A 23280-nucleotide genomic window follows, 5' to 3' on the forward strand; every position below is an offset into this window, starting at 1 on the left:
ACTACGAGCCGGCGGCGTCCGGCACCGTTTCCTGAGACACCATGACCCTGATGACAAGCAACAACTATCCACGCGACCTGATCGGATACGGCGGCCAGCCACCGCATGCCCGCTGGCCGGGCGGCGCGCGCATCGCGCTGCAGTTCGTCCTCAACTACGAGGAAGGCGGCGAGAACAACGTGCTGCACGGCGACGCCGGCTCCGAGCAGTTCCTCTCGGAGATCATCGGCGCGGCGGCCTACCCGGACCGCCACATGAGCATGGAAGGCGTGTACGAGTACGGCTCGCGCGCGGGCGCGTGGCGCATCCTGCGCGAGTTCGAGCGGCGCGGCCTGCCGCTCACGATCTTCGGCGTGTCGATGGCGCTGCAGCGCCATCCCGAGCTGACCCGCGCGTTCGTCGCGCTCGGCCACGAGATCGCCTGCCACGGCTGGCGCTGGATCCACTACCAGGGCATCGACGAGGCCACCGAGCGCGAGCACATGCGCATCGGCATGCAGATCATCAAGGAGCTGACCGGCACGCTGCCGCTGGGCTGGTACACCGGCCGCGACAGCCCCAACACGCGCCGCCTGGTGGTGGAGCACGGCGGCCTGCTCTACGACTCGGACTACTACGGCGACGACCTGCCGTTCTGGACCGAGGTCGAGGTCGGCGGCGGCGAGAAGAAGCCCCACCTGGTGGTGCCCTACACGCTGGACTCCAACGACATGCGCTTCGCCACGCCGCAGGGCTTCAACACCGGCGAGCAGTTCTTCCAGTACCTCAAGGACGCCTTCGACGTGCTCTACGCCGAGGGCGACCCGCAGGGCCTGGACCGGCCCAAGATGCTGTCGGTCGGCATGCACTGCCGCCTGCTGGGCCGCCCGGGCCGCATGCGCGGGCTGCAGCGTTTCCTCGACTACGTGCAGGGCCACGACAAGGTGTGGATCTGCCGGCGCGTGGACATCGCGCGCCACTGGATCGAGACCCATCCCTATCGCGCGAAGGCACAAGCATGAGCCAGACCTACACCCTCGGACAACTCAACGCGCTGCCCGCCGCCGGCTTCGTGCAGGTGCTCGGCGGCATCTACGAACACTCGCCGTGGGTGGCCGAGGCGGCCGCCGCCAAACGCCCGTTCGCCGACATCGCCACGCTGGCCGACACCATGCGCGCCATCGTCGACGGCGCCGGCGGCGAAGCCCAGGTCAGGCTGGTGCGCGCCCACCCGGAGCTGGCCGGCAAGGCCGCGGTGCGCGGCGAGCTGACCGCCGAATCGACGCGCGAGCAGAGCGGCGCGGGCCTCGACCAGTGCTCGGCCGAGGAGTTCGAACGGCTGCAGGATCTCAACCGCCGCTACAACGCGAAGTTCGGCTTCCCGTTCATCCTCGCGGTGCGCGGCTACGACCGCGCTGGCATCATCGGCGAATTCGCCCGGCGCGTCGGCAACGAGCCCGCCGCGGAGTTGCAAACATGCATCAATCAGATCCATCGCATTGCGCAGTTCCGGCTGGACGACTTAGTATCCCGCTGAGTTGAAATGGGCAGCCTGCTTATCGATTGCAGGACACGGTTGCAAGACGCGATTGCAGGACATCGGTCACAGGCGCCCGGGCAGCATCCGGCGGGGTTCCGCGAGCCAGCGGAAGCCACCGCCGGAGCATGCCCCAAGAACGAATAGAACCCGTCAGGGACCCAGTACACAAAAGCACGCAACGGATCAACCACGGAGAAATCACCAATGCAAAAGCAATTCAAGCCGGCACTCAAGCTGGCGGCGGTGGCTGCCGCCCTCGTCAGCGGCGCCGCCGCCGCGCAGTCCAGCGTCACGCTGTACGGCCAGGCCGACATGTTCGTCGGCGGCACCAAGGGCGTGGGCTCGGCCGGGCGCGCCTGGGTCGCGGACTCGGGCGGCATGCAGACCTCGTACTGGGGCATCAAGGGCACCGAGGACCTCGGCGGCGGCACCAAGGCCGTGTTCGACCTGAACGGCTTCTTCCGCACCGACGGCGGCCGCTCGGGCCGCTTCGACGGCGACTCGATGTTCAGCCGCAACGCCTTCGTCGGCCTGCAGAGCGACAAGCTGGGTTCGGTCAAGCTGGGCCGCAACACCACGCCGTACTTCGTGTCGACCATCCTGTTCAACCCGCTGATCGACTCCTACGTGTTCTCGCCGATGGTGTTCCACACCTACTTCGGCGCGTCCAACGCGCGCGTGAACGACCCCGGCATCATCGGCGACTCGGGCTGGAACAACTCGGTGCTGTACTCCACCCCGACCATCGGCGGCCTGACCGCCAACGTGATCTACTCGTTCGGCGAGAAGGTCGGCTCGATCGGCCAGAACAAGTGGGGCGGCAACCTGACCTACTTCAACGGCCCGCTCGCCGCCACGCTGGCCTTCCAGCAGGTGAAGTTCGACAGCACGCCGGGCGACGTCACCGCGTCGTCCAGCCCGCTGCTGGTCGGCTTCAGCAAGCAGAACGCCGTGCAGGCCGGCCTGAGCTACGACTTCCAGGTGGTGAAGGTGTTCGCGCAGGGGCAATACATCAAGTCCGACATCAACAACAACCCCAACGGCGACATCAAGCACTACAACGGCCAGGTCGGCGTGTCGGTACCGATCGGCGCGGGCAGCGTGCTGGCGTCCTACGCCTACGACAAGACCAAGAACTCGGTCGCGGACTTCAAGCGCAACACGGTGGCGCTCGCCTACGACTACAACCTGTCCAAGCGCACCGACGTCTACGCGGCGTACTTCTACGACAAGATCACCGACCTGTCGCACGGCGACACGTTCGGCGTGGGCGTGCGACACAAGTTCTGAAGGCAAGAAAAAACCCGCCTTGGCGGCGGGCCGGATTGCCGGAAGTTCGCGCCCCTCTCCCATGCAATGGGAGAGGGGCGGCCACCAGCAGCAGGCTGACTCCGTCAGCAAGCCGACCCGCCCTCGTGGCGGGTTTTTCTCGCCTCAGAAATCCACCGTCATCGCCACCTTGAACGTGCGCGGCGCGCCCTGCAGCAGGTAGCCGCCGTAGGTCGAAGCCCAGTACGCCTTGTTGGCCACGTTCTCGACCAGCGCGCGCACCGTGTAGCGCTGCTGCGCGGCCTTGAAGGTATAGCGCGCGCCGAGGTCGAAGCGGTTCCAGGACGGAATGCTCACGGCGTTGGCGGCATCGAGGTACTGGCGCCCGGTATACAGGTAGCGGCCCGTCACGGTGGCGCCGGCCAGCCACGGCAGGTCCCATTCCGCGCCGAGGTTCAGCGTGTAGTTCGGCACGCCGATGGCCTTGTTGCCGTTGTTGGCGCCGTTCTCGGTGTTGGTCAGCTTGGCGTCGATGTAGGCCATGCCGGCCAGCACGCGCACGCCGGGCAGCGGCTCACCGAAGCCGCTCAGCTCGACGCCGCGGTTGCGCTGCTCGCCGGCCATGCCGAAGGTGTTGGTGGCCGCGTCGGTGACGCCGACCGGCTGCTTGATCTGGTACACCGCCAGCGTGGCGCCGAACTTGCCGCTGTCCCACTTGACGCCGGCCTCGTCCTGCTTGGACTTGATCGGCGCGAACACGTCGTTGCGGTTGATCACCGTGGTCGGCGGCGTGGGCCCCTGTGCCAGGCCTTCGATGTGGTTGGCGTACAGCGAGATGTTGCGCCACGGCTTGACCACCAGGCCGAACGCGGGCGAGGTCGCCGAGCGGTTGTAGTCGCTGGTCTGCGGGCCGTCGTAGCTGTAGCCGCGCACGCTGAGGGTCTGCTGGCGCACGCCGAGCGTGAGCAGCACGCGGTCCTGCAGGAACGACAGCGTGTCCGACACCGCCACGCTGCTCAGGTTGGTACGGCCGGTGGTGCCGGGATCGGTCATGTTGCCGCCGACCAGGATGGTGCCGGGGCGCGGCGCCGAGACGAAGTCGTACAGGTTGGCCGGCACCGACGAGCCGAAGTCGTAGGCGGCGTTCTTCTTGGTCTGCATGCCCGACCACGCCAGGTTGACCTGGTGCTTGACCGGGCCGGTCTCGAAGCGGCCGCGCACGCCGACCTCTTCCGAGGTGGTGTCGGCCTTGTACGGCACGGTCAGGCGCCCGGCGGTGCCGATGCCGTTGCCGCCCACGGTGGGCGTGGAGTAGTTGCCGAACTCGTTGGTGTGGTGCGCGCCCAGGCCCGCGTAGACGGTCCAGGCCGGCGCGATGTCGACCTCGCCGCGCAGCGTGCCGTAGGTGTCCTCCAGCATGGAGTTGGCCCACGGCTGGGTGTAGTTGGCGCTGGCCGACGGCACCGCGGGCAAGGTGGTGCCGTTGAGCTGGACGATCGAGCGGCCGCCGTAGATGCTCTGCTTCTGGTAGCCGACGTCGGCCGACAGGCGCACCTTGTCGCCCTGGTAGTCGAGCCCGGCGGTAAACAGGCGCTGCTGCCGGTTCTCGCGGTCGACCGGCGTGTCGCCGCCGCGCGCCAGCGCGTTGATGCGCACGCCGAACTGCTTCTGCTCGCCGAAGCGGCGGCCGATGTCGATGTGGCCGCCGACCTGCGCGTCGCTGCCGTAGTCGAGCGTGGCCTGGGTGATGGGCGCGTCGGTGGCGAACTTGGGCACCAGGTTGATGCCGCCGCCGATGCCCGAGCCGCCCGGCGTCACGCCGTTGAGGAACGCGCTCGCGCCGCGGAACACCTCGACCCGCTCCAGCCCCTCCACCGCCACCAGTTGGCGCGGCGCGATGCCGTACAGGCCGTTGTAGGAGATGTCGTCGCCGGTGAGCTGGAAGCCGCGCACCACGAACGACTCGGCGTAGTTGCCGAAGCCGTAGCTGCTGCGCACGCCCGGATCGTTGGCCAGCACGTCGGCGATGCTGCGCGCCTGCTGGTTCTGCATCAGCTCGGCGGTATAGGAGGTCACGCTGAACGGCACGTCCATGATGTCCTGGTTGCCCAGGATGCCGAGCCGGCCGCCGCGCGCCACCTGGCCGCCGGCATAGGCGGGCGGCGTCTGGTCGGCGGCGGCGGCGGGCGCGCGCACGGTCACTTCCGGCAGGCTCTCGGCGGGCGCCGGGGCCGCCTGCTGCGCCAGCGCGAAGGAAGGCAGGGCGCCGGCCACGGCCAGTGCCGTCACCAGCGGGCGCAGCCGGGCGGCGGCGAGGAAACGGCCGGAATGCGCAAGCCGCATGGCGGCGCGAGCGCGCAGTGCCGCGCAAGGCACATGCGAACCACGTGAAGCTGAAGACAAGGTAAAACTCCCGATGTTCTGTGCGTGCCCGCGAGGGGCACGTTGCTGACCCAAGACAACCTGTGCGTCCATCGCGCGGCAACGACGCGGCGTGGGCGTTCTGGACGGTGTGGGCGGATTATTTCAGAACAACGGGTCAAATGTAAATGATATTGATTTGTATTATCGTTTCATTTCCACACCAATGGACGCAAGAAATGACCTGCGCGGGCCTGGACGGCGGCTCGGGAAGTGGCTTCGGGGGAGGCATCGCTGCGGAGCGCTCCGGCGGGAGGCTGGCGCCGGGCCTGCGGCGGAACGCCGCGGCAACGATGGGATTGTTGCAATGCGATAGAGACAGTCTACCGTGTCATCGGGATCGAAAGCCGTTGTTTAATAGACCGATTCAATTGGCGAGCACGCCGATGCCTGCCTAGATTTATGTTCCAGGCAACAAAACGGCAACGGACGAGGTGACTCATGCGGCGTGATGCAAAGACCCGGTCGGAGTTGATGGCCATCCTGAACCAGTTCCTCAACAACAATCCCGAGTGCGGCGAATGCGAACTGCACGCCATGCGCGTGCACCAGCCCGACCACACCGGCTGTAACTGGAGCGCGGAAGTCGACTTCCCGCGCGAATGCGATGACCACCTGCCGACCAAGCTGGCAGCCGCCAAATCGATCATCGTGGTGATGCGCGAGCAGTACAACCTGCTGCAATAGGCTGCGACGGCAGGCTGCGGCGCCTGAGGCAGGCGCAGGAACATCGAGGGTTTTGCCGGACCGGCGGGACTGCTTCACAAGCCGGCCCAAAAAAACGGGGCTCCAATGAGGAGCCCCGTTTTTCATGGCGCGGCCCGCAGCCGCGCGGCGCCGCGTCAGCGCACCGAGTTGGCCTCGGCCACGGCCACGGCCGTCATGTTGACGATGCGGCGCGCGGTGGCGTGCGGGTTGAGGATGTGCACCGGCTTGGCCGCGCCCAGCAGGACCGGGCCGACCGTGACGCCCTGCCCGCCCGTGATCTTGAGCAGGTTGAAAGCGATGTTGGCCGCGTCCAGCGTCGGCATGACCAGCAGGTTGGCGCTGCCGGCCAGTTGGGTGCCCGGCAGGAAGTGGCGGCGCACGTCCTCGACCAGGGCCGCGTCGCCCTGCATCTCGCCTTCGACCTCCAGGTGCGGCGCGACCTGCGCCAGGATCTCGTGGGCCGCGCGCATCTTGCGCGCCGACGGGCGGTTCGACGAACCGAACATCGAGTGCGACATCAGCGCCACCTTCGGCTGGATGCCGAAGCGCTTGATTTCCTCGGCGGCCAGCTGGGTGATGGCGGCCAGTTCCTCGGCGGTCGGGTCGTCGTTGACGAAGGTGTCGGTGATGAACAGCGTGTACTTTTCCAGCATCAGCGCGTTCATCGCCGCGAACACCTTGGCGCCCGGCGCCAGGCCGATCACGTCGCGCACGTGCTCCAGGTGCGCCTCGAAGCGGCCCACGGTGCCGCACAGCATCGCGTCGGCGTCGCCCATGTGCATCAGCATGGTGCCGATCAGCGTGTTGGAGCGGCGCAGCGCCACCTTGGCCATGTCGGGCGTGACGCCGTCGCGGCCGCGCAGCGCGTGGTAGGCCTCGTGATAGGCGCGGTAGCGCGGATCGTCTTCCGGGTTGACCAGCTCGAAGTCCACGCCCGGCTTCAGGCGCAGGCCGGCCTTCTCGATGCGCATCTGGATCACGTGCGGGCGGCCGATCAGGATCGGGCGCGCCAGGCCTTCGTCAACCACGCCCTGCACCGCGCGCAGCACGCGCTCTTCCTCGCCCTCGGCGTAGACCACGCGCTTGGGCGCGGCTTTGGCGGCGGAGAACACCGGCTTCATGATGAGGCCGGTGTGGTAGACGTACTGCGACAGTTGCTGGCGGTAGGCTTCCAGGTCCTTGATCGGGCGCGTGGCCACGCCGGATTCCTCGGCCGCCTTGGCCACCGCCGGCGCGATCTTCTCGATCAGGCGCTGGTCGAACGGCGTCGGGATGATGTAGTCGGGGCCGAACTTCAGTTCCTGGCCGCCGTAGGCTGCCGCCACCGCGTCGTTGAGCTCGGCCTCGGCCAGCTCGGCGATGGCCTTGACGCAGGCCAGCTTCATCGCTTCCGTGATCTTGGTGGCGCCGCAATCGAGCGCGCCGCGGAAGATGTACGGGAAGCACAGCACGTTGTTGACCTGGTTCGGGTAGTCCGAACGGCCGGTGGCGATGATGCAGTCCGGGCGCGCGGCCTTGGCGATCTCCGGGCGGATTTCCGGCTCGGGATTGGCCAGCGCCAGGATGATGGGCTTGTCGGCCATCGTCTTGACCATCTCGGCGGTCAGCACGCCGGCGGTCGAGCAGCCCAGGAACACGTCGGCGCCGTTGACGATGTCGGCCAGCGTGCGGTCGGCGGTTTCCTGCGCGTAGCGCGCCTTGTTGGGCTCCATGCTGGCGTCGCGGCCGACGTAGATCACGCCCTTCGAGTCCACCACCGTGATGTTGGTGCGGGTCACGCCCAGGCTCACCATCGTGTCCAGGCAGGCGATGGCCGCCGCGCCGGCGCCCGAGACCGCCACCTTGACCTTGGCGATGTCCTTGCCCACCACCTTGAGGCCGTTGAGCAGCGCCGCGGTCGAGATGATGGCGGTGCCGTGCTGGTCGTCGTGGAAGACCGGGATGTTCATGCGCTCGCGCAGCTTCTGCTCGATGTAGAAGCACTCGGGCGCCTTGATGTCCTCGAGGTTCACGCCGCCGAGCGTGGGCTCCAGCGCGGCCACGATCTCCACGATCTTGTCCGGGTCGCGCGCGTCGAGCTCGATGTCGAACACGTCGATGCCGGCGAACTTCTTGAACAGGCAGCCCTTGCCTTCCATCACCGGCTTGCCGGCCAGCGGGCCGATGTCGCCCATGCCCAGCACCGCGGTGCCGTTGGTGATCACCGCCACCAGGTTGCCGCGCGAGGTGTATTCGGCGGCCATCGCCGGGTCCTTGGCGATTTCCTCGCAGGCGTAGGCCACGCCCGGCGAGTACGCCAGCGACAGGTCGCGCTGGTTCGACAGCGCCTTGGTCGCCGTTACCTGGATCTTGCCCCTGGTCGGGCTGCGGTGATATTCCAGGGCCGCCAGGCGCAACTGCGCTTCGGGGCTGTTGGGGACATGTTGCGGTGCATCACCGCCGGTCTTGCTGCTCATTGTGCTCGTCCGGGTAGTGGCCCGGCCGGAGTCCGCCGCTCCCGCGCTGCTCTCGGCGTGCTCCGGCCTTTCGGGCCGAAAAATCGAGCCGTCATTCTAGCTCAGGCAGGCGCGGCGCGAAGCCCCCGCCACCGGCGCGGGCAGGGCTTGCGGGCCCCGCGCCGGGCAATTCAGTTTTTACCGCGGCGGGGGCAATGCCCTCGCCTCACTTGTCGCCCGGCTCCAGCGGCAGGGTCACGCGATGGGGCCGGCCGCTCTCGGCTGGGAACTGCGTGAAGGCGCTGCGGATCAGGTAGGGCATGGCCGCCTGCAGCGACGAGCCCTCGCCGCGGTGATACGCGCTGACCTGGTAGACCTTCTTGCCGCTGGCCGCCTCCTTGAAGACCACGCGCAGCATGGACAGCGTCACCGGCACGTCGCGCACGGTCGTGACCGGCGGCCAGTAGCCCGGGCCGCCCCAGCCCCACGGGCGGTAGTACGGTCCCCAGTAGGGACCCCAGTACGGGCCGCCGTACCACGGATCGGGATAGGTGGTCTCCTGCACGCGCATCAGGCGCTGGTTGCTGTCGTACTCCATGCTGACCAGGTAGCGCGCCCGCGGCCGCGCCACCTGCTCGAAGCCGACGCCGGACAGCGTCTGCGCCAGCCACTGCTCGTAGGTCTGCTCCTCGAGCTGGGCGTCCTGGCCCGGCGCGCGGTCGAAGGCGTAGGTGCGCGGCGGGTCGTTCTGCCAGTTGCCCTGGCGGAAGGCGGTCACTTCCGTGGTGACGGTGCTGGCGCAGCCCGACAGCAGCGCCGCGCCCAGCAGCGCCGCGCCGGCCATCGCCCTGGCGCGCCGCGCGCCCCCACCCGCCAGCCGCGCCCATGCGCCGGCCACTCCTTGTCTTGTCATGATGCCCCTCGCAAGATTGTTCTTCCGTACTTGGCATGTCCGGCCGGGGCGCGCTTGGCTACAATGGGTTCTTCAGCGCCATGCCGGCGCGGCCGCTGGGCCTTTCGCCCGCCGCGCCGGTTTCCCCGCATGGCGCCCATGCCGCCCATGCCGCTCATGTGGCCTTCAGAGGACAGGATTCTTTCATGCTGCGCACCGACACGCCCGTTACCGTCCACCGCAAAGACTATACTCCGCCGGCCTTCGCTTTTGAGCACGTCGACCTCGTGCTCGAACTCGACCCGGCGCGCACGGTGGTGACCAACACGCTCCGCTTCCGGCGCCAGGCGCCCGGCCCGCTGGTGCTGGCCGGCGAAGAACTCGAGCTGGTCAGCGTCAGCCTCGACGGCCGCCCGCTCGGCGATGCCCGCCAGGAGGCCGGCACCCTCACCTTGCCCGAGCTGCCCGCGCACGGCACGCTGGAGATCGTCACCGCCTGCCAGCCAGCCGCCAACACCTCGCTGTCCGGCCTCTACGTCTCCAACGGCAATTTCTTCACCCAGTGCGAGGCCGAGGGCTTTCGCAAGATCACCTACTACCTGGACCGCCCGGACGTGATGTCCGTCTTCCGCGTGACGCTGCGCGCCGAGCGCGCGGCCTACCCGGTGCTGCTGTCCAACGGCAACCTGGTCGGCGAGCGCGAGCTGCCCGGCGGGCGGCACGAAGCGGTGTGGGAAGACCCGTTCAAGAAGCCGTCCTACCTGTTCGCGCTGGTGGCCGGCAAGCTAGAGCGCATCGAGGAACGCATCACCGCGGCCTCCGGCAAGGAAAAGCTGCTGCAGGTCTGGGTGGAGCCGCAGGACCTGCCCAAGACGCGCCACGCGATGGACTCGCTGATCCATTCGATCCGCTGGGACGAGCGGCGCTTCGGCCTGGAGCTCGACCTCGACCGCTTCATGATCGTCGCCGTGGGCGACTTCAACATGGGCGCGATGGAGAACAAGGGCCTCAACATCTTCAACACCAAGTACGTGCTGGCCAACGCGCAGACCGCCACCGACGCCGACTTCGGCAACATCGAATCGGTGGTCGGCCACGAGTACTTCCACAACTGGACCGGCAACCGCGTGACCTGCCGCGACTGGTTCCAACTCTCGCTCAAGGAAGGCCTGACCGTGTTCCGCGACCAGGAATTCTCGGCCGACATGATGGGCTCCGAGTCGGGCCGCGCGGTCAAGCGCATCGAGGACGTGCGCGTGCTGCGCCAGGTGCAGTTCCCCGAGGACGCCGGCCCGATGGCGCACCCGGTGCGCCCGGACAGCTACGAGGAGATCAACAACTTCTACACCGTCACGGTCTACGAGAAAGGCGCCGAGGTGGTGCGCATGTACCAGACCCTGCTGGGCCGCGCCGGCTTCCGCAAGGGCATGGACCTGTACTTCCAGCGCCATGACGGCCAGGCCGTGACCTGCGACGACTTCCGCGCCGCGATGGCCGACGCCAACGGGCGCGACCTGGGCCAGTTCGGCCGCTGGTACAGCCAGGCCGGCACGCCGGTGGTGAGCGTGCGCACCGCCTGGAACGGCGATGAAGGCAGCCTCACGCTCACGCTCGCGCAGCACTGCCCCAAGGTCGGCATCGAGACGCGCCCCGGCACGCCGGACAAGCTGCCGTTCCACATCCCGTTCGCGCTGGGCCTCATCGACGCCGGCGGCCGCGACCTGCCGCTGCAGCTCGAAGGCGAGAGCCGGCCCGGCGCCACCACGCGCGTGCTCGACTTCACCGAGGCCGAGCAAAGCTTCCGCTTCGTCAACCTGCCGCGCGGCGAGGCGCCGCCGCTGCCGTCGCTGCTGCGCGACTTCTCCGCGCCGGTGATCGTCGACGCCGACTACAGCGAAGCCCAGCTCACCTTCCTGCTGGCCCACGACAGCGACCCGTTCAACCGCTGGGAAGCCGGCCAGCGCCTGGCCACGCGCGCCCTGCTGCAACTGGTGTCGGACGCGCAGGCCGCACGCGAGCTCAGGCTCGACCCGGCGCTGGTGGCGGCGCTGCGCACCGTGCTCAACGACGGGCAGCTCAGCCCCGCCTTCCGCGAGCAGGCGCTCACGCTGCCGGCCGAAGGCTACCTGGCCGAGCGCATGGGCGTGGCCGACCCGGCCGCCATCCACCGCGCGCGCCAGTTCATGCGCGAAGCGCTGGCGCGCCAGCTCCAGGCCGACTGGCTGGCCGCCTACCACGCCAACGCCACGCCCGGCGAGTACAGCCCCGACGCCGTCTCCGCCGGCAAGCGCGCGCTGCGCAACCTGGCGCTGGGCTACCTCGCCGACAGCGGCGACGCCGCCATGCAGGCGCTGGCCGAGGCGCAGTACCACGCGGCCGACAACATGACCGACCGCTTCGCCGCGCTGGCCGCGCTGGTCAACAGCTTCGCCCCGGGGCGCGAAGCCGCGCTGGCCGATTTCTACCAGCGCTTCGAGCACGACGCGCTGGTGATCGACAAATGGTTCTCGCTGCAAGGCATGCAGCGCGGCACGGTGGAGCCGCGCGACACCGGCCACGCCGGCAAGCACACCATCGACACCGTGCGCGCGCTGATGACGCACCCGGCCTTCAACCTGCGCAACCCCAACCGCGCGCGCTCGCTGATCTTCAGCTTCTGCGCCGCCAACCCGGCCCAGTTCCACGCCGCGGACGGCTCCGGCTACGCGTTCTGGGCCGAGCAGGTGCTGGCGCTCGACGCCATCAACCCGCAGGTCGCCTCGCGCCTGGCGCGCGTGATGGACCGCTGGCAGAAATACGCGCTGCCGCTGCGCGAGCGCATGCGCGCCGCGCTGGAACAGGTGGCCGCCGCCCGCGACCTGTCGCGCGACGTGCGCGAGATCGTGGGCAAGGCGCTGGCGCCGTAAATGTCGTAGGCAAGCGCCGCAAGCGCCGCCCCGGCGGGCCGTCCGCGCGCGGGCGGCCCGCGCCGATCCCCCCGCGCGGGCGGCCTGCGCGCCATGCGCCCCATGTAGAATTGCGCCCATTCAAGGAGAAATCGCATGAGTCGCATCAGCCTCACCCGCTACCTGGTCGAGGAGCAGCGCAAACACAACACGATCCAGCCCGAGTTGCGGCTGCTGATCGAGGTCGTGGCGCGCGCCTGCAAGGCCATTTCCAACTCCGTCAGCAAGGGCGCCCTGGCCGGCATCCTCGGCTCGGCCGGCACCGGCAACGTGCAGGGCGAGACCCAGCAGAAGCTGGACGTGATCGCCAACGAAGTCCTGCTCGACGCCAACGAATGGGGCGGCCACCTCGCCGCGATGGCCTCGGAGGAGATGGACAGCTTCTACGAGATCCCCAACCGCTATCCCAAGGGCGAATACCTGCTGATGTTCGACCCGCTCGACGGCTCGTCCAACATCGACGTCAACGTCTCGATCGGCACCATCTTCTCCGTGCTGCACATGCCCAAGCCGGGCCAGACCGTGACCGACGCCGACTTCCTGCAGCCCGGCACCCACCAGGTCGCCGCCGGCTACGCCGTGTACGGCCCGCAGACCACGCTGGTGCTGACCGTCGGCAACGGCGTGCACATGTTCACGCTGGACCGCGAAGCGGGCAGCTTCGTGCTCACCCAGTCGGACGTGACGATTCCCGAGGACACCAGGGAATTCGCCATCAACATGTCCAACATGCGCCACTGGGCCCCGCCCGTGCGCCGCTACATCGACGAATGCCTGGCCGGCGACGAAGGCCCGCGCGGCAAGAACTTCAACATGCGCTGGATCGCCTCGATGGTGGCCGACGTGCACCGCATCCTCACGCGCGGCGGCATCTTCATGTACCCGTGGGACAAGCGCGAGCCGGAAAAACCCGGCAAGCTGCGCCTGATGTACGAAGCCAACCCGATGGCCATGCTGGTCGAGCAGGCCGGCGGCGCCGCCACCAACGGCCAGCAGCGCATCCTGGAGATCCAGCCGGAAAAGCTGCACCAGCGCGTGTCGGTGATCCTCGGCTCGAAGAACGAGGTGGAGCGCGTCACGCGCTACCACCAGGAAGAGCAGGCCGCCGGCTGACAGTCGCGGCTGGCCACGAAAAAGGGACGTCCGCGGACGTCCCTTTTTTCCGCCGCCGGCCGTGCCGCAACGTGCTCGCGAAGGCGCGAATTTTTTGCGGCAGGGACTTCCCATCCCCAGAAAACGTTGCTATTATTGCGGGCTTCATCCAGTAGTTGTTTCACGGATGGTGAGGCCGAAGTAGCTCAGTCGGTAGAGCAGCTCATTCGTAATGAGAAGGTCGGGGGTTCGATTCCTCTCTTCGGCACCACAAGAATTCTTGCCGCCACCCGGCGGCATGCGGAAAACCCGGACAGCCCACGGCTCTCCGGGTTTTTTGTTGCCCGCCGGAAAGACCTCCTGCGCATGGCGCCGCCTCGCCTTCCTCCCCGGCCACGCGCGCTACCGCCGCGAAGAAATGACCACCGTGCCGTCCTGCTTGCGCGACACGGCCACCGGGGCGACCACGGGCAGCATGTCGAGCAGGTGGTCCGGGTCGGCGCTGGAGAAGCCGCCGGTGATCTGGACCTTGCCGGCGCGCGCGTCGGCCAGCACGATGGGCGCGGCGCGGTAGCGCTGGAGTTCGCTGACGACGTCGGTCAGCGCGGTGCCGTTGAAGTCGAGGCGCCGGTCCTTCCAGCTCACCAGCGTATCGAACGATTTCGGGTCGAGGCTGGTGAGCACCGAGCCGTCGACCCGCACCGCCTCGCTCGGCCCCAGTTCGGCCGGCGCGGCGGCGCCGGCCGCGCTGACCTCGACGCGCCCTTCCAGCACCGCCACGCTGACGCCGCCGGCCAGCCTGCGCACGCTGAAGCGCGTGCCGATGTCGCGGATGTCGATCGCGTCCGCGAACACGTGGAACGGGCGCCACTGGCTGTGCCTGACCGAGAACAGCGCCTCGCCGCGCTCCAGCGTCCATTCGCGCGAGCGCAGGCGGTTGACGAAGCGGCCGGCGGTGTTGGTGTTCAGCAGCACCGCGCTGCCGTCGTCGAGGTCGATGGTGCGCTGCTGCCCGATCGCGGACGAGGCTTCCTGCCGGGACAGCACGGGATTGACCGTCCACAGCACCGAGGCCGCGAGGCCGGCGGCCAGCAGGTACGTGGCGGGCGAGCGGTGCCAGCGCAGCGTGCGCGCCGGCGCGAGCCGCGGCGCGGGGGTGGGCTCGACGTGCCGGGCATAGCGGACCTTGAGGTCGGACAGGTTCCGGTCCAGCGAGCGGTCGGCCGCTTCGAGCTGGCGCACGTAGGCCTGGCGCTCGCCGCTCTGGCGGGTCCAGTCATCCAGAGCGGCCCTGGCCGATGCGCTCTGCGCCGTGTCGCCGAACTGGGCGGACACGAGGAGGCTTTCGGCATAGTCCTGCTCGGACGGAGTTAACGGCATGTCGGCATGTCTGGACGACTGGCGTGAAGGAAACGAAGCCGCTCGTTATGATTGCGTCGCGCCACGGCAGGCCCGCATCGCCTGGATCAGGTACTTGTGCACGACGGCGGCACTGATGCCCATTTCGGCGGCGGCTTCGTCATAGGATAGGCCATGAAGTTTACACAGGACGAACGCTTCGCGGCAACGGGGCGGCAGTCCGTCCAGCACTTCGCACAGTTTCCGCAGTGTCTGCTGACTCACGGCTTCCTGCTCCGGGCCTACTTCGACGTGGCCATACCGGTCGAAGTCGTCGTCGCCCTCCTCGCTGGATGCATGAAACGATTCCCACAATACACGTGAACGCCGCCGCACATGATCGATCCGCAACCCCTGCGCGATGCGGAACAGCAGGCCGCGCGGAGACGCCACCTGATGCGTCTGCCCGTAGACCAGCGCGCGCTCGAACGAGGATTGCGCCACGTCGCGGGCATCGTCCACGTTGAGCTCGCGCGACAGGATGCGCACCAGTTCCTGATAGCCGTTCACCAGTTCATCGACGAAATTCATGGTCACGCGGCTCCAGGCGCGCGCGGCGGCATTCCCGCGCGGACGATGTTGTCGGGACCGCCGCGGCAATCCATCGCGCCCGGCGCCGGGCGGCGACCGGCGCTCATCGGGACGGGGATGCAAGCGCGCCAGGCGCGAGCGCGCTGGCACCGGCTGCGGGGGCCGACTTCTTCATGGTTTTTCTCTCCCTTTTCTTCGTTCCGGTCCGGCATGCATGGCGGCACCGGGCTCCCGGTTTCTTCATTGCAACTGCCGTGCCAGCGTGCCGCCGCAGCGGCGCCGCGCGACGCGCATGCGCAATGAAATGCGCGGCGAAGCGGCCTTTCTTGCCCGCGGTTGCGCCCGGCTGCGCAGTCACGGGCACGTCAGGCCAGGTTGCCGCGCGATCGCGGTTTTCGCGGCGGCGCGCGATGCGCGAGGACGGGCTCGCGCCGGCAGCGCGCCCCGCGTTTTCGCGCGCTTCGGCTGCACCGGCATGCAGCAGCGCGCGGCCGTTCGGCGGCCATCCACACCAAGGCGGTGCAGCGCGGGAACCATCGTGAAACCGGCCCCGCTCCGGCGGCTGGCAGGCCGCGAAACTCGCCGCGATGACGTCGAAAAAAAATGCGGAGCGCGCATGCGGAACGTGGCATGACGGCGTGCCTTCGCCCGCGAAGGCGGCGGCATCGGGACAGGCCTGCGTGGGGACTCGGGACGGTTGCCGCGCGTCGGCGGCGATGTGCGGCGCCTGTGCCCGGCATCGTACGCGCGCCGGACACAGGCATGGGAGCGGCCGGCAGGCCGCGGCTTACTTGCCGGCGATCGTCATCTGCTCGATCAGCACCGAGCCGGATTCGTTGGTCCCGCGCACGATCGCATCGGCGCCGACCGCGACGATGTTGCGGAACATGTCCTGCAGCGTGCTGGCCACCGTGATCCCCTCGACCGGATACTGGATCGCGCCGTTCTCGACCCAGAACCCGGCCGCGCCATGCGAATAGTCGCCGGTCACGTAGTTGATGCCGTTGCCCATCAGCTCCGTCAGCAGCAGGCCCGTGCCCATCGTCTTGAGCATCGCGCCGAAATCGTCGCCGCCGCGGGTGCGGGCGCTGCGCAGCGCGAGGTTGTGCGGGCCGCTGGCGTTGCCGGTGCTGCGCATGCCGAGCCGGCGCGCCGAATAGGTCGACAGGAAATAGCCCTCCACCACGCCGTCCTTCACGAGGCTGCGCGCATGCGTGCGCACGCCCTCGGCGTCGAACGGCGCGCTGCCCAGCGCGCGCTGCAGGTGCGCGTCCTCGGCGATCTGCACGTGCGGCGCGAACACCGGCTTGCCGAGGCTGTCGGCGAGAAACGACGACCTGCGGTACAGCATGCCGCCGCTGGCCGCGTGGGCGAACACGCCAAGCAGGTCCGCCGCCAGCGCGGCCTCGAACAGCACCGGCACCTTGCAGGTGTCGAGACGGCGCGCGCCCATGCGCGCCAGCGCCCGCTGCGCGGCGCGGCGGCCGACCGACTCCGGCGACGCGAGATCGTCCGCGCTGCGCTGCACGGTGTACCAGTTGCCGCGCTGCATGTCGGCGCCACTGCCCGCGATCGGCGCGCACGCGATGTAGTGCTGCGAATGCGGATAGCCGCCGGCGAAGCCCTGCGAGGTCGCGCGCACGAACTGCCAGTGGCGGGCCGACACGCTCGCGCCGTCCGAGTTGCGCACCTGCGCGCCGGCGGCGAACGCCGCCGCTTCCGCGCGGCGGGCGACTGCCACCGCGTCGTCGGCGGAAAGCGGCCACGGGTGGTACAGGTCGAGGTCGCGCGGCGCGGTCTCGAGCAGGTCGGGGTCGGCCAGGCTTGCCGCGTCGTCGTCGGCCGTGAAGCGCGCGATGTTGCACGCGGCCGCGACGGTATCCCTGAGCGCCGCCGGCGAGAAGTCCGAGGTGCTGGCGGCGCCGCGCCGCTTGCCGATGAAGACGGTGACGCCGGCGGTCTTGTCGCGGCTGCGCTTGACGGTCTCGACGTCCCCGCGGCGCACCGACACCGACAGGCCGTCGCCTTCGGAAATCTCGGTGGCCGCGTCGGTCGCGCCGAGCGCCCTGGCGTGGCGGAGAATGTCCGCCGCCATGTCTTTCAGTTGGTCCTGCGTGTGCGCGAAATGCCGCGCCCGCGTATCGGAAGTAACAGCCATTGTCATGTATCCGTCGATGCTTCAGTTGGTTCCGCCGACCGTCATCCGGTCGATCCGCAAGGTCGGCTGGCCGAGCCCCACCGGCACGCTCTGCCCCATCTTCCCGCAGTTGCCGACGCCCGCGTCGAGCGCCATGTCGTTGCCGATCATGCTGACGTACTTGAGCGATTCCGGCCCGCTGCCGATCAGCGTGGCGCCCTTCACCGGGTGCGTGATCCTGCCGTCTTCGATCAGGTAGGCCTCGGAGGCGGAGAACACGAAATTGCCGTTCGTGATGTCGACCTCGCCGCCGCCGAACTTGCATGCGTACAGGCCATGCTTCACGGATTCGACGATCTCGCGCGGGTCCTTGTCGCCGTTGCGCATGTAGGTGTTGGTCATGCGCGGCATCGGCAGCGCCGAGTACGACTCGCGGCGCGCGTTGCCCGTCACCGGCATGCCGTTCAGGCGCGCGCTCAGGGTGTCCTGGATGTACCCCGTCAGGATGCCGTCCTCGATCAGCGTCGTGCACTGGGTCGGGTTGCCTTCGTCGTCGATGTTGAGCGAGCCGCGATGGCCCGGCAGCGTGCCGTCGTCGACCACGGTGACGCCCCGGGCCGCGACCTGCTCGCCGAGCCGGCCGGCGAACACCGACGAGCCCTTGCGGATGAAGTCGCCCTCCAGGCCGTGGCCGATCGCTTCGTGCAGCAGCACGCCGGGCAGGCCCGGCCCGAGCACCACGGTCATCACGCCCGCCGGCGCGGCGCGCGCCTCCAGGTTGACCAGCGCGGTGTCCACCGCCTCGCCGACGTAGCGCGCCAGCACCGCGTCGGTGAAGCCGCCGTAGTCGGTGCGGCCGCCGCCGCCGCCCGCGCCTTCTCCGCGCCGGCCGTTCTGCTCGGCGATCACCGTGACCGAGAGCCGCACGAGCGGGCGGACGTCGGCGCCGAGCACGCCGTCGCTGCGCGCCACCAGCACCACGTCGTAGGTGCCGGTCAGGCTGGCCATCACCTGCCTGACGCGCGGGTCGCGCGCGCGGGCCATCCGCTCGACGCGCTCGAGCAGCTTCACCTTCGCGGTGGCGTCGAGCGACGCCAGCGGATCGGCGGGCCGGTACAGGTCGCGGCCCGCCGCGCGCCGGAGCGCCGGCGCCGCCGCGATCTTCCGGCTGCCGCCGCCGGCGCGGGTGATCGCCCTGGTGGTGGCGGCGGCCTCGCGGATCGCTTCCGGCGAGAGGTCGTCGGAGTAGGCGAACGCGGTGCGCTCGCCGACCACCGCGCGCACGCCGACGCCCTGGTCGATGCTGAAGCTGCCCGACTTGACGATGCCGTCCTCGAGGCTCCACGCCTCGCTGCGGGTGGACTGGAAATAGAGGTCGGCGTAGTCGACCTGGTGCGTGAAAATGTCGGCGAGCGTCCCGGTGAGCAGGGTTTCGTCGTGGCCGTATGGCGCCAGCAGGATGTCCTGCGCGAGCGCGAGGTGGCGGATGCCGGGTTCGGGGATATGCATGGTGAACAGGTGGTGTTGGCTGGCATGGCGAGGCGCCGCGGCATGGCTCGCGCGGCGGTCCGTCGCCGGTCTTCGGCGCCTCGCTGGCAGCCGGTCGGTCTTCAGTCGGCGGCTGCCATCACGGGCGCCGCCGCGCACAGCGCCTTGAAGCGGGCGCCGACGAGATTGGCCAGGCGGCTGCCATTGGCCTGCTGCACCGCCTCCCATGCCTCCAGGCGCGCCTGCAGCGCCGGATGGGTCTTGCGCACGGTCGGCCGCACCTGCTCGCGCAGCGCCTGCCTGCGCGCTTCCCATCGCGCCAGCGCTTCGGCGTCGCCGTCGGCGGGGCGCTCGCCGAGCGTGGACGACAGCCCCTTCCACGTTGCCTCGTAGACGGACTGCATCTGCTTCTGGTCCTCGCCGCCCCAGCAGCCGAGGCGCGCCATCTCGGCGGTCAGGGCGCGGCTGTACGACGCGAAGAACAGCGCGGAGATGTCGCACTCCGCCAGCGCCATCGTCGTGCGCTCGAAGTTGACCAGGAACCCCTGCTCGGGCGACCAGTCGGGCAGCTCGCCGCCGGCATCGGGATCGAACGGCGGCGGCGCGAGCGCGACCACGTCGCGCAGCAGCACCGACCATTCCTGCTCCGTGGCCGGCTCGCCGTCCAGTTCGCGCCGGTGGAACGCGGCCAGCCGCTCGCACAGCGCGCGCGCGGCCTCGGTCGGCGCGTTGCGCGCGCTGCCGATGCCGGGGTCGTGCAGCAGCCAGTCCGCCAGCACGAGCGAGACGCGGGCCAGGTCGATGCCGACCGGGATGCCTTCCACGAAATCGACCACCCAGTCGTGGGCCGGCGCACCGTCTTCCGGCTCCCGGACGACCCACCACAGCCCGTTGAGCAGGCTGCCCAGCGTGTGCGGGCCGCCGGTGGTGCCGGCGAACGCGCCGGCGCGCGTCGCCGCGCTGTCGGCGGGAAGGTTGTCGGTGTCGAACACCGCCGCCCGCAGGCGCCGCAGATAGTCCGCCTTGAGCGCGGGATCGCCGCCGAAGCTCGGCACGGCCGCAGCCGCCGGCGCCGCGGCTGCGGGCACGGCCTTCGTGAGGTCGTCGAACAGCACCTTGAGGCCGGCCTGCGAATGCGCGACGTGCGGCATGCGCAGTTCGCCCTGCCCGAACAACATCAGCCTCGGGATGCTGCGGATGCCGAACCGCCTCGCGGTTTCGGGGTTTTCGTCGATGTTCAGCTTGACGATCCGGATGCTGCCGGCGTACTGGCCGGCAAGGCGCTCCAGCATGGGGTTGAGCGCCTTGCAGGGAGCGCACCAGGGCGCCCAGAAATCGAGCAGCACGGGAGGCTCCGACTGCAGGACATCCTGCTCGAAGGTCGCGTCGGTGGTATTGAGGATCAAAGCACTCATGATCAATGGCTTCCTTTGGTTCGGAGAAACGCCGGATGGCCGCCGGACAGACGCCGGACGGACATCAGACGGACAGCATGGAAACGGCGGAACCGGTCCGCGCGGCGGGTCCCTGCGCGGACAGGCTGTCCTGCACATGCAGCACGTGCGTGTGGAACGCGCCGAGCGTCGCGTGGTGCGAAATGCTGAACAGCGCCGTGTCCGGCAAGCGCTGCACGAGCAGGTTGTAGAGATGGCGTTCGGTATCCGGGTCGAGCGCGCTGGTCGACTCGTCCATCAGCAGGTAGTCGGGCCGCTGCAGCAGCGCGCGCGCGATCGCCAGGCGCTGCTGCTCGCCCGGCGACAGCCGGTGGCCCCAGGGCGCGGATTCTTCCAGTTGGCCGCAGTACTGCCCGAGCTGGCAATCGACCAGCACCTGGCGGCACACGGCGTTGGGGAAGGCGTCCTCGGCCGAGGGATAGCACAGCGCCGCCTTGAGCGTGCCGGCCGGCAGGTAGTTCTTCTGCGACAGGAACAGGATCTTCGCGCCGCCGGGCATCGTGACGGTGCCGCCGCCGTAGGGCCAGATGCCGGCCAGCGCGCGCATCAGCGTGCTCTTGCCCGCGCCGGACGGCCCGCGCACCAGCCAGCGCTCGCCGGGCGCCAGCTCGAACGAAAGATCGCGGGCGAGGATGCGTCCCCCGGGCGTGGCCAGCGTCAGGCCGGCGGCGCCCAGCCGCTGCCCGGCCGTGGCCGCGTGCGCGATGGCCGGTCGGCGCGGCGCGTCGTCCGCCGCGCCGGTGGCCCGCTCGAGTCCGTCCAGGCGCGAGACGATGACGCGGAAGTTCTGCAGGCTCTGGTAGTTCGCGATGAACCAGGAGAGCGTGATCACCAGCGTGGTGAACGCGGAGCCCATCATGCTCATGTCGCCGAGCGTGATCGCGTGCGACAGGTAGCGCGGCAGCACGATGAACGTCGGCACGAACACGGAGATGTGCAGCAGCACGACGTTGAGCGGGGTGAAGCGCACGTCGAAGCGGACGATCTGCCATGCGTTGCGCCACACGGCGTCGAAGCCGCGGCGCAGCCGCTGGCTTTCGGTCCGCGAGCCACGATACAGCGCGATCTGCTCGGCGTGCTCCCGCACGCCCGTCATCATGAAGCGGAAATCGGCCTCGGCCCGCTCCTTGGCGAAATTGAGCCGCATCATCGGCTTGCCGACCAGGTGGACCAGGCACGAGGTGCCCAGCGCGTACAGCACCGCGGCCCAGAACAGATAGCCCGGCACCACGACCGCGTGGCCGAAGAGAACGAAGTCGATCGGCCCCGACTTCCGCCACAGGATCTCCGAGAAGCTCGCCAGGCTCACCAGCGCCGCGATGAAGCCGATGGTCAGCGTGTAGCCGAGCGAGACGAACTGGGCCACATCCTGGGTGATGCGCTGGTCGGGGTTGTCGACCAACTGGTCGCGCTCGATGCGGTAGAACGCGCCGCGCGCGAGCCACTTGTCGATCATGTGTTCGGTCATCCATCTGCGCCCGCCGATCTCCAGCGTCGAGCGCAGCAGGATGTCGAGCGAGGCGAGCACCGCGATCGCGGCCATGATGGCGGCGAGCTGGCGGGCGATGGGGCCCATGCCGGCCACGTCGTAGCGCTGCACCGCGTCCATGAACACGCCGTGCCACGCGTTGAACGCCACCATCACGTGGTTGGTGACGAGGGTCAGGCCGATGGCCAGGGCCAGCAGCGCGACGGCCTTCCACCGCAGCGGCGTGCCCAGGACCGGAGACGCCAGGCGCCAGGCGGCGCGCAGGGTGCCGCCGGGCGGAACGATCGGCGCCGCCGCGCGGGGCGCCGCGCCGGATTCGCGAAAAAGGGACTTCACGGATGGACTCTCGGCTGGGTTAGGACTTCGGCGTCGTCACGAAATTGATGTTCGTGAGCCCGGCGCGCTGCGCGGCCGCGAGCACGCCGGCGACCGCCTCGTAGGGTGTCGCGCGGTCGGCGTAAAGCTGGAGCGCCGGCTGCGGCTGCTGCCCGGCCGCCACCGCCAGCCTGGCGGCCAGCGCGCCTTCGTCGACCGGCCGGGCGTTCCACGCGACGGCGCCGCCCGCGTCGACCGAGACCTCGACGCGCTCGGGCTGGTTGTCGGCGGGCGTGCTGCTCGCGCGCGGCAGCTCGAGCTTGACCGCGTGCGTGATGGCCGGCAGCGTGACCATGAAGACGATCAGCAGCACCAGCATCACGTCGATCAGCGGCGTCATGTTGATCTCGGTGACGACGTCGTCGTGCTCTTCGAACGAGGGCGCCATGTCAGATCCCCTGCTGGATCATGATCGACAGCGCGGGCCGCGAGGACGGCGCGATGTTCGTCCCCTTGCTGGCCCGGCCGCGCTCGCCCCGCACGAAGAACGAATGGAGCTCGTGGCGGAAGCGGTGCAGCTTGTGCGCCACGCCGCGGTTGTTGCGCGCGATGGTGTTGTAGCCGAGCACGGCCGGGATCGCCACGAACAGGCCGAAGGCGGTCATCACCAGCGATTCGCCGACCGGGCCGGCCACCTGCGACAGGCTCGACTGGCCCGCCGCGCTGATCGCCATCAGCGCGTGGTAGATGCCCCATACCGTGCCGAACAGCCCGATGAACGGCGCGGTGCTGCCGATCGAGGCCAGCACGCCCAGGCCGCTCGCCAGGCGGGCGAGATGTTCGTCGAGCGCGATGCCCAGGCAGCGGTGCAGCCATTCGTCGGGCGCCATCATCTCTTCCGAGTGCGGGCCGCGATAGGCCTCCTGCGCCGCCTCCACCAGGTCCAGGTGAGGGTTGCCCGGACCCGCGCGCCCCAGCGAGGCCTGCGCTTCGACGAGCGACCCCGCCAGCCAGAAATCCCGCTCGGCGGCGGTGGCGCGCCGCTTGAGGCGGACGAGCTCCATGCCTTTGTAGAAGATGACGCCCCATGACAGCATCGACATGAGGATGAGCAGCAGCATGATGGCGCGCGCGACGGCGTCGCCCTGCTGCCAGACCGCGTTCAGTCCGTATTGCATAGCGAGGTT

Annotated in this window: 17 protein-coding genes and 1 tRNA gene; 7 read left to right on the forward strand and 11 right to left on the reverse strand. The window is 69.3% G+C overall.

What is annotated here, in order from left to right:
* The first annotated feature begins 50 nt into the window (after positions 1-50).
* The 3 genes from puuE to KF708C_RS19975 all read left to right on the forward strand — a co-directional run bounded on the left by puuE (position 51) and on the right by KF708C_RS19975 (position 2809).
* Positions 51-1001, forward strand: a complete 951-nt coding sequence (gene puuE / locus KF708C_RS19965) for an allantoinase PuuE (RefSeq protein WP_059413056.1) — start codon at positions 51-53, stop codon at positions 999-1001.
* Complete coding sequence (gene uraD, locus KF708C_RS19970) at positions 998-1516, forward strand: 2-oxo-4-hydroxy-4-carboxy-5-ureidoimidazoline decarboxylase (RefSeq protein ID WP_059413008.1); 519 nt, start codon at positions 998-1000, stop codon at positions 1514-1516. The genes puuE and uraD overlap by 4 nt, the downstream gene beginning before the upstream one ends.
* A 207-nt stretch (positions 1517-1723) precedes the next feature.
* Entirely contained in the window at positions 1724-2809 is a 1086-nt protein-coding gene (locus KF708C_RS19975) for a porin (protein ID WP_059413009.1), read from the forward strand.
* Positions 2810-2953: 144 nt separating this feature from the next.
* Here the strand turns inward: KF708C_RS19975 and KF708C_RS19980 are convergent, their stop codons facing one another.
* The gene (locus KF708C_RS19980; RefSeq protein ID WP_059413010.1) at positions 2954-5131 is read right to left on the reverse strand and encodes a TonB-dependent receptor; all 2178 of its coding nucleotides are present in this window, start codon (positions 5129-5131) and stop codon (positions 2954-2956) included.
* A gap of 519 nt (positions 5132-5650) precedes the next feature.
* Between KF708C_RS19980 and KF708C_RS19985 the strand changes: the two genes are divergently transcribed.
* On the forward strand, positions 5651-5896 hold the full coding sequence (locus KF708C_RS19985) for a hypothetical protein (protein WP_029043610.1): 246 nt from the start codon (positions 5651-5653) through the stop codon (positions 5894-5896).
* A gap of 155 nt (positions 5897-6051) precedes the next feature.
* On the opposite strand, the gene KF708C_RS19990 is transcribed toward KF708C_RS19985, so the two are convergent.
* The gene (locus KF708C_RS19990) at positions 6052-8373 is read right to left on the reverse strand and encodes an NADP-dependent malic enzyme (protein ID WP_059413011.1); all 2322 of its coding nucleotides are present in this window, start codon (positions 8371-8373) and stop codon (positions 6052-6054) included.
* Positions 8374-8578: 205 nt separating this feature from the next.
* On the reverse strand, positions 8579-9196 hold the full coding sequence (locus KF708C_RS19995) for a DUF4136 domain-containing protein (protein WP_059413012.1): 618 nt from the start codon (positions 9194-9196) through the stop codon (positions 8579-8581).
* A 254-nt stretch (positions 9197-9450) separates the two neighbouring features.
* Here KF708C_RS19995 and pepN point away from each other — a divergent pair, with 254 nt between their 5' ends.
* From pepN to KF708C_RS20010, 3 genes are all read left to right on the forward strand, one after another.
* Entirely contained in the window at positions 9451-12150 is a 2700-nt protein-coding gene (pepN, locus tag KF708C_RS20000) for an aminopeptidase N (RefSeq protein ID WP_059413013.1), read from the forward strand.
* Between the two features lie 135 nt (positions 12151-12285).
* Positions 12286-13302: a class 1 fructose-bisphosphatase gene (locus tag KF708C_RS20005; RefSeq protein ID WP_020203002.1), complete on the forward strand. Its 1017-nt coding sequence runs from the start codon at positions 12286-12288 to the stop codon at positions 13300-13302.
* A 174-nt stretch (positions 13303-13476) separates the two neighbouring features.
* Positions 13477-13552 (forward strand) — tRNA-Thr (locus KF708C_RS20010).
* A 131-nt stretch (positions 13553-13683) separates the two neighbouring features.
* Here the strand turns inward: KF708C_RS20010 and KF708C_RS20015 are convergent.
* The 8 genes from KF708C_RS20015 to KF708C_RS20050 form a co-directional block, all read right to left on the reverse strand.
* On the reverse strand, positions 13684-14661 hold the full coding sequence (locus tag KF708C_RS20015) for a FecR family protein (protein ID WP_082079648.1): 978 nt from the start codon (positions 14659-14661) through the stop codon (positions 13684-13686).
* A gap of 45 nt (positions 14662-14706) precedes the next feature.
* A complete protein-coding gene (locus KF708C_RS20020) occupies positions 14707-15210 on the reverse strand; it encodes an RNA polymerase sigma factor (RefSeq protein ID WP_020203000.1) in 504 nt (167 codons plus the stop codon).
* Positions 15211-15997: 787 nt separating this feature from the next.
* Complete coding sequence (gene pmbA / locus KF708C_RS20025) at positions 15998-17368, reverse strand: metalloprotease PmbA (RefSeq protein WP_059413015.1); 1371 nt, start codon at positions 17366-17368, stop codon at positions 15998-16000.
* 21 nt (positions 17369-17389) lie between these two features.
* Positions 17390-18856, reverse strand: a complete 1467-nt coding sequence (tldD, locus tag KF708C_RS20030; protein WP_059413016.1) for a metalloprotease TldD — start codon at positions 18854-18856, stop codon at positions 17390-17392.
* A 101-nt stretch (positions 18857-18957) separates the two neighbouring features.
* On the reverse strand, positions 18958-20250 hold the full coding sequence (locus KF708C_RS34195; RefSeq protein ID WP_082079649.1) for a thioredoxin family protein: 1293 nt from the start codon (positions 20248-20250) through the stop codon (positions 18958-18960).
* A 64-nt stretch (positions 20251-20314) separates the two neighbouring features.
* A complete protein-coding gene (locus KF708C_RS20040) occupies positions 20315-22114 on the reverse strand; it encodes an ABC transporter ATP-binding protein/permease (protein WP_059413017.1) in 1800 nt (599 codons plus the stop codon).
* A gap of 19 nt (positions 22115-22133) precedes the next feature.
* A complete protein-coding gene (locus KF708C_RS20045) occupies positions 22134-22541 on the reverse strand; it encodes an ExbD/TolR family protein (protein ID WP_020202995.1) in 408 nt (135 codons plus the stop codon).
* A 1-nt stretch (position 22542) separates the two neighbouring features.
* Positions 22543-23271: a MotA/TolQ/ExbB proton channel family protein gene (locus KF708C_RS20050; protein ID WP_059413018.1), complete on the reverse strand. Its 729-nt coding sequence runs from the start codon at positions 23269-23271 to the stop codon at positions 22543-22545.
* Positions 23272-23280: the final 9 nt, after the last annotated feature.

The organism is Cupriavidus basilensis, assembly GCF_000876015.1.
Taxonomy (GTDB): domain Bacteria; phylum Pseudomonadota; class Gammaproteobacteria; order Burkholderiales; family Burkholderiaceae; genus Cupriavidus; species Cupriavidus basilensis_B.

Excerpts from the sequence above, each read along its gene's own strand:
- puuE (WP_059413056.1), top strand. The coding sequence starts at position 51 with ATGACAAGCAACAACTATCCACGCGACCTGATCGGATACGGCGGCCAG.
- uraD (WP_059413008.1), top strand. The coding sequence starts at position 998 with ATGAGCCAGACCTACACCCTCGGACAACTCAACGCGCTGCCCGCCGCC.
- KF708C_RS19975 (WP_059413009.1), top strand. The coding sequence starts at position 1,724 with ATGCAAAAGCAATTCAAGCCGGCACTCAAGCTGGCGGCGGTGGCTGCC.
- KF708C_RS19980 (WP_059413010.1), bottom strand. The coding sequence starts at position 5,131 with ATGCGGCTTGCGCATTCCGGCCGTTTCCTCGCCGCCGCCCGGCTGCGC.
- KF708C_RS19985 (WP_029043610.1), top strand. The coding sequence starts at position 5,651 with ATGCGGCGTGATGCAAAGACCCGGTCGGAGTTGATGGCCATCCTGAAC.
- KF708C_RS19990 (WP_059413011.1), bottom strand. The coding sequence starts at position 8,373 with ATGAGCAGCAAGACCGGCGGTGATGCACCGCAACATGTCCCCAACAGC.
- KF708C_RS19995 (WP_059413012.1), bottom strand. The coding sequence starts at position 9,196 with ATGGCCGGCGCGGCGCTGCTGGGCGCGGCGCTGCTGTCGGGCTGCGCC.
- pepN (WP_059413013.1), top strand. The coding sequence starts at position 9,451 with ATGCTGCGCACCGACACGCCCGTTACCGTCCACCGCAAAGACTATACT.
- KF708C_RS20005 (WP_020203002.1), top strand. The coding sequence starts at position 12,286 with ATGAGTCGCATCAGCCTCACCCGCTACCTGGTCGAGGAGCAGCGCAAA.
- KF708C_RS20015 (WP_082079648.1), bottom strand. The coding sequence starts at position 14,661 with ATGCCGTTAACTCCGTCCGAGCAGGACTATGCCGAAAGCCTCCTCGTG.
- KF708C_RS20020 (WP_020203000.1), bottom strand. The coding sequence starts at position 15,210 with ATGAATTTCGTCGATGAACTGGTGAACGGCTATCAGGAACTGGTGCGC.
- pmbA (WP_059413015.1), bottom strand. The coding sequence starts at position 17,368 with ATGGCTGTTACTTCCGATACGCGGGCGCGGCATTTCGCGCACACGCAG.
- tldD (WP_059413016.1), bottom strand. The coding sequence starts at position 18,856 with ATGCATATCCCCGAACCCGGCATCCGCCACCTCGCGCTCGCGCAGGAC.
- KF708C_RS34195 (WP_082079649.1), bottom strand. The coding sequence starts at position 20,250 with ATGAGTGCTTTGATCCTCAATACCACCGACGCGACCTTCGAGCAGGAT.
- KF708C_RS20045 (WP_020202995.1), bottom strand. The coding sequence starts at position 22,541 with ATGGCGCCCTCGTTCGAAGAGCACGACGACGTCGTCACCGAGATCAAC.
- KF708C_RS20050 (WP_059413018.1), bottom strand. The coding sequence starts at position 23,271 with ATGCAATACGGACTGAACGCGGTCTGGCAGCAGGGCGACGCCGTCGCG.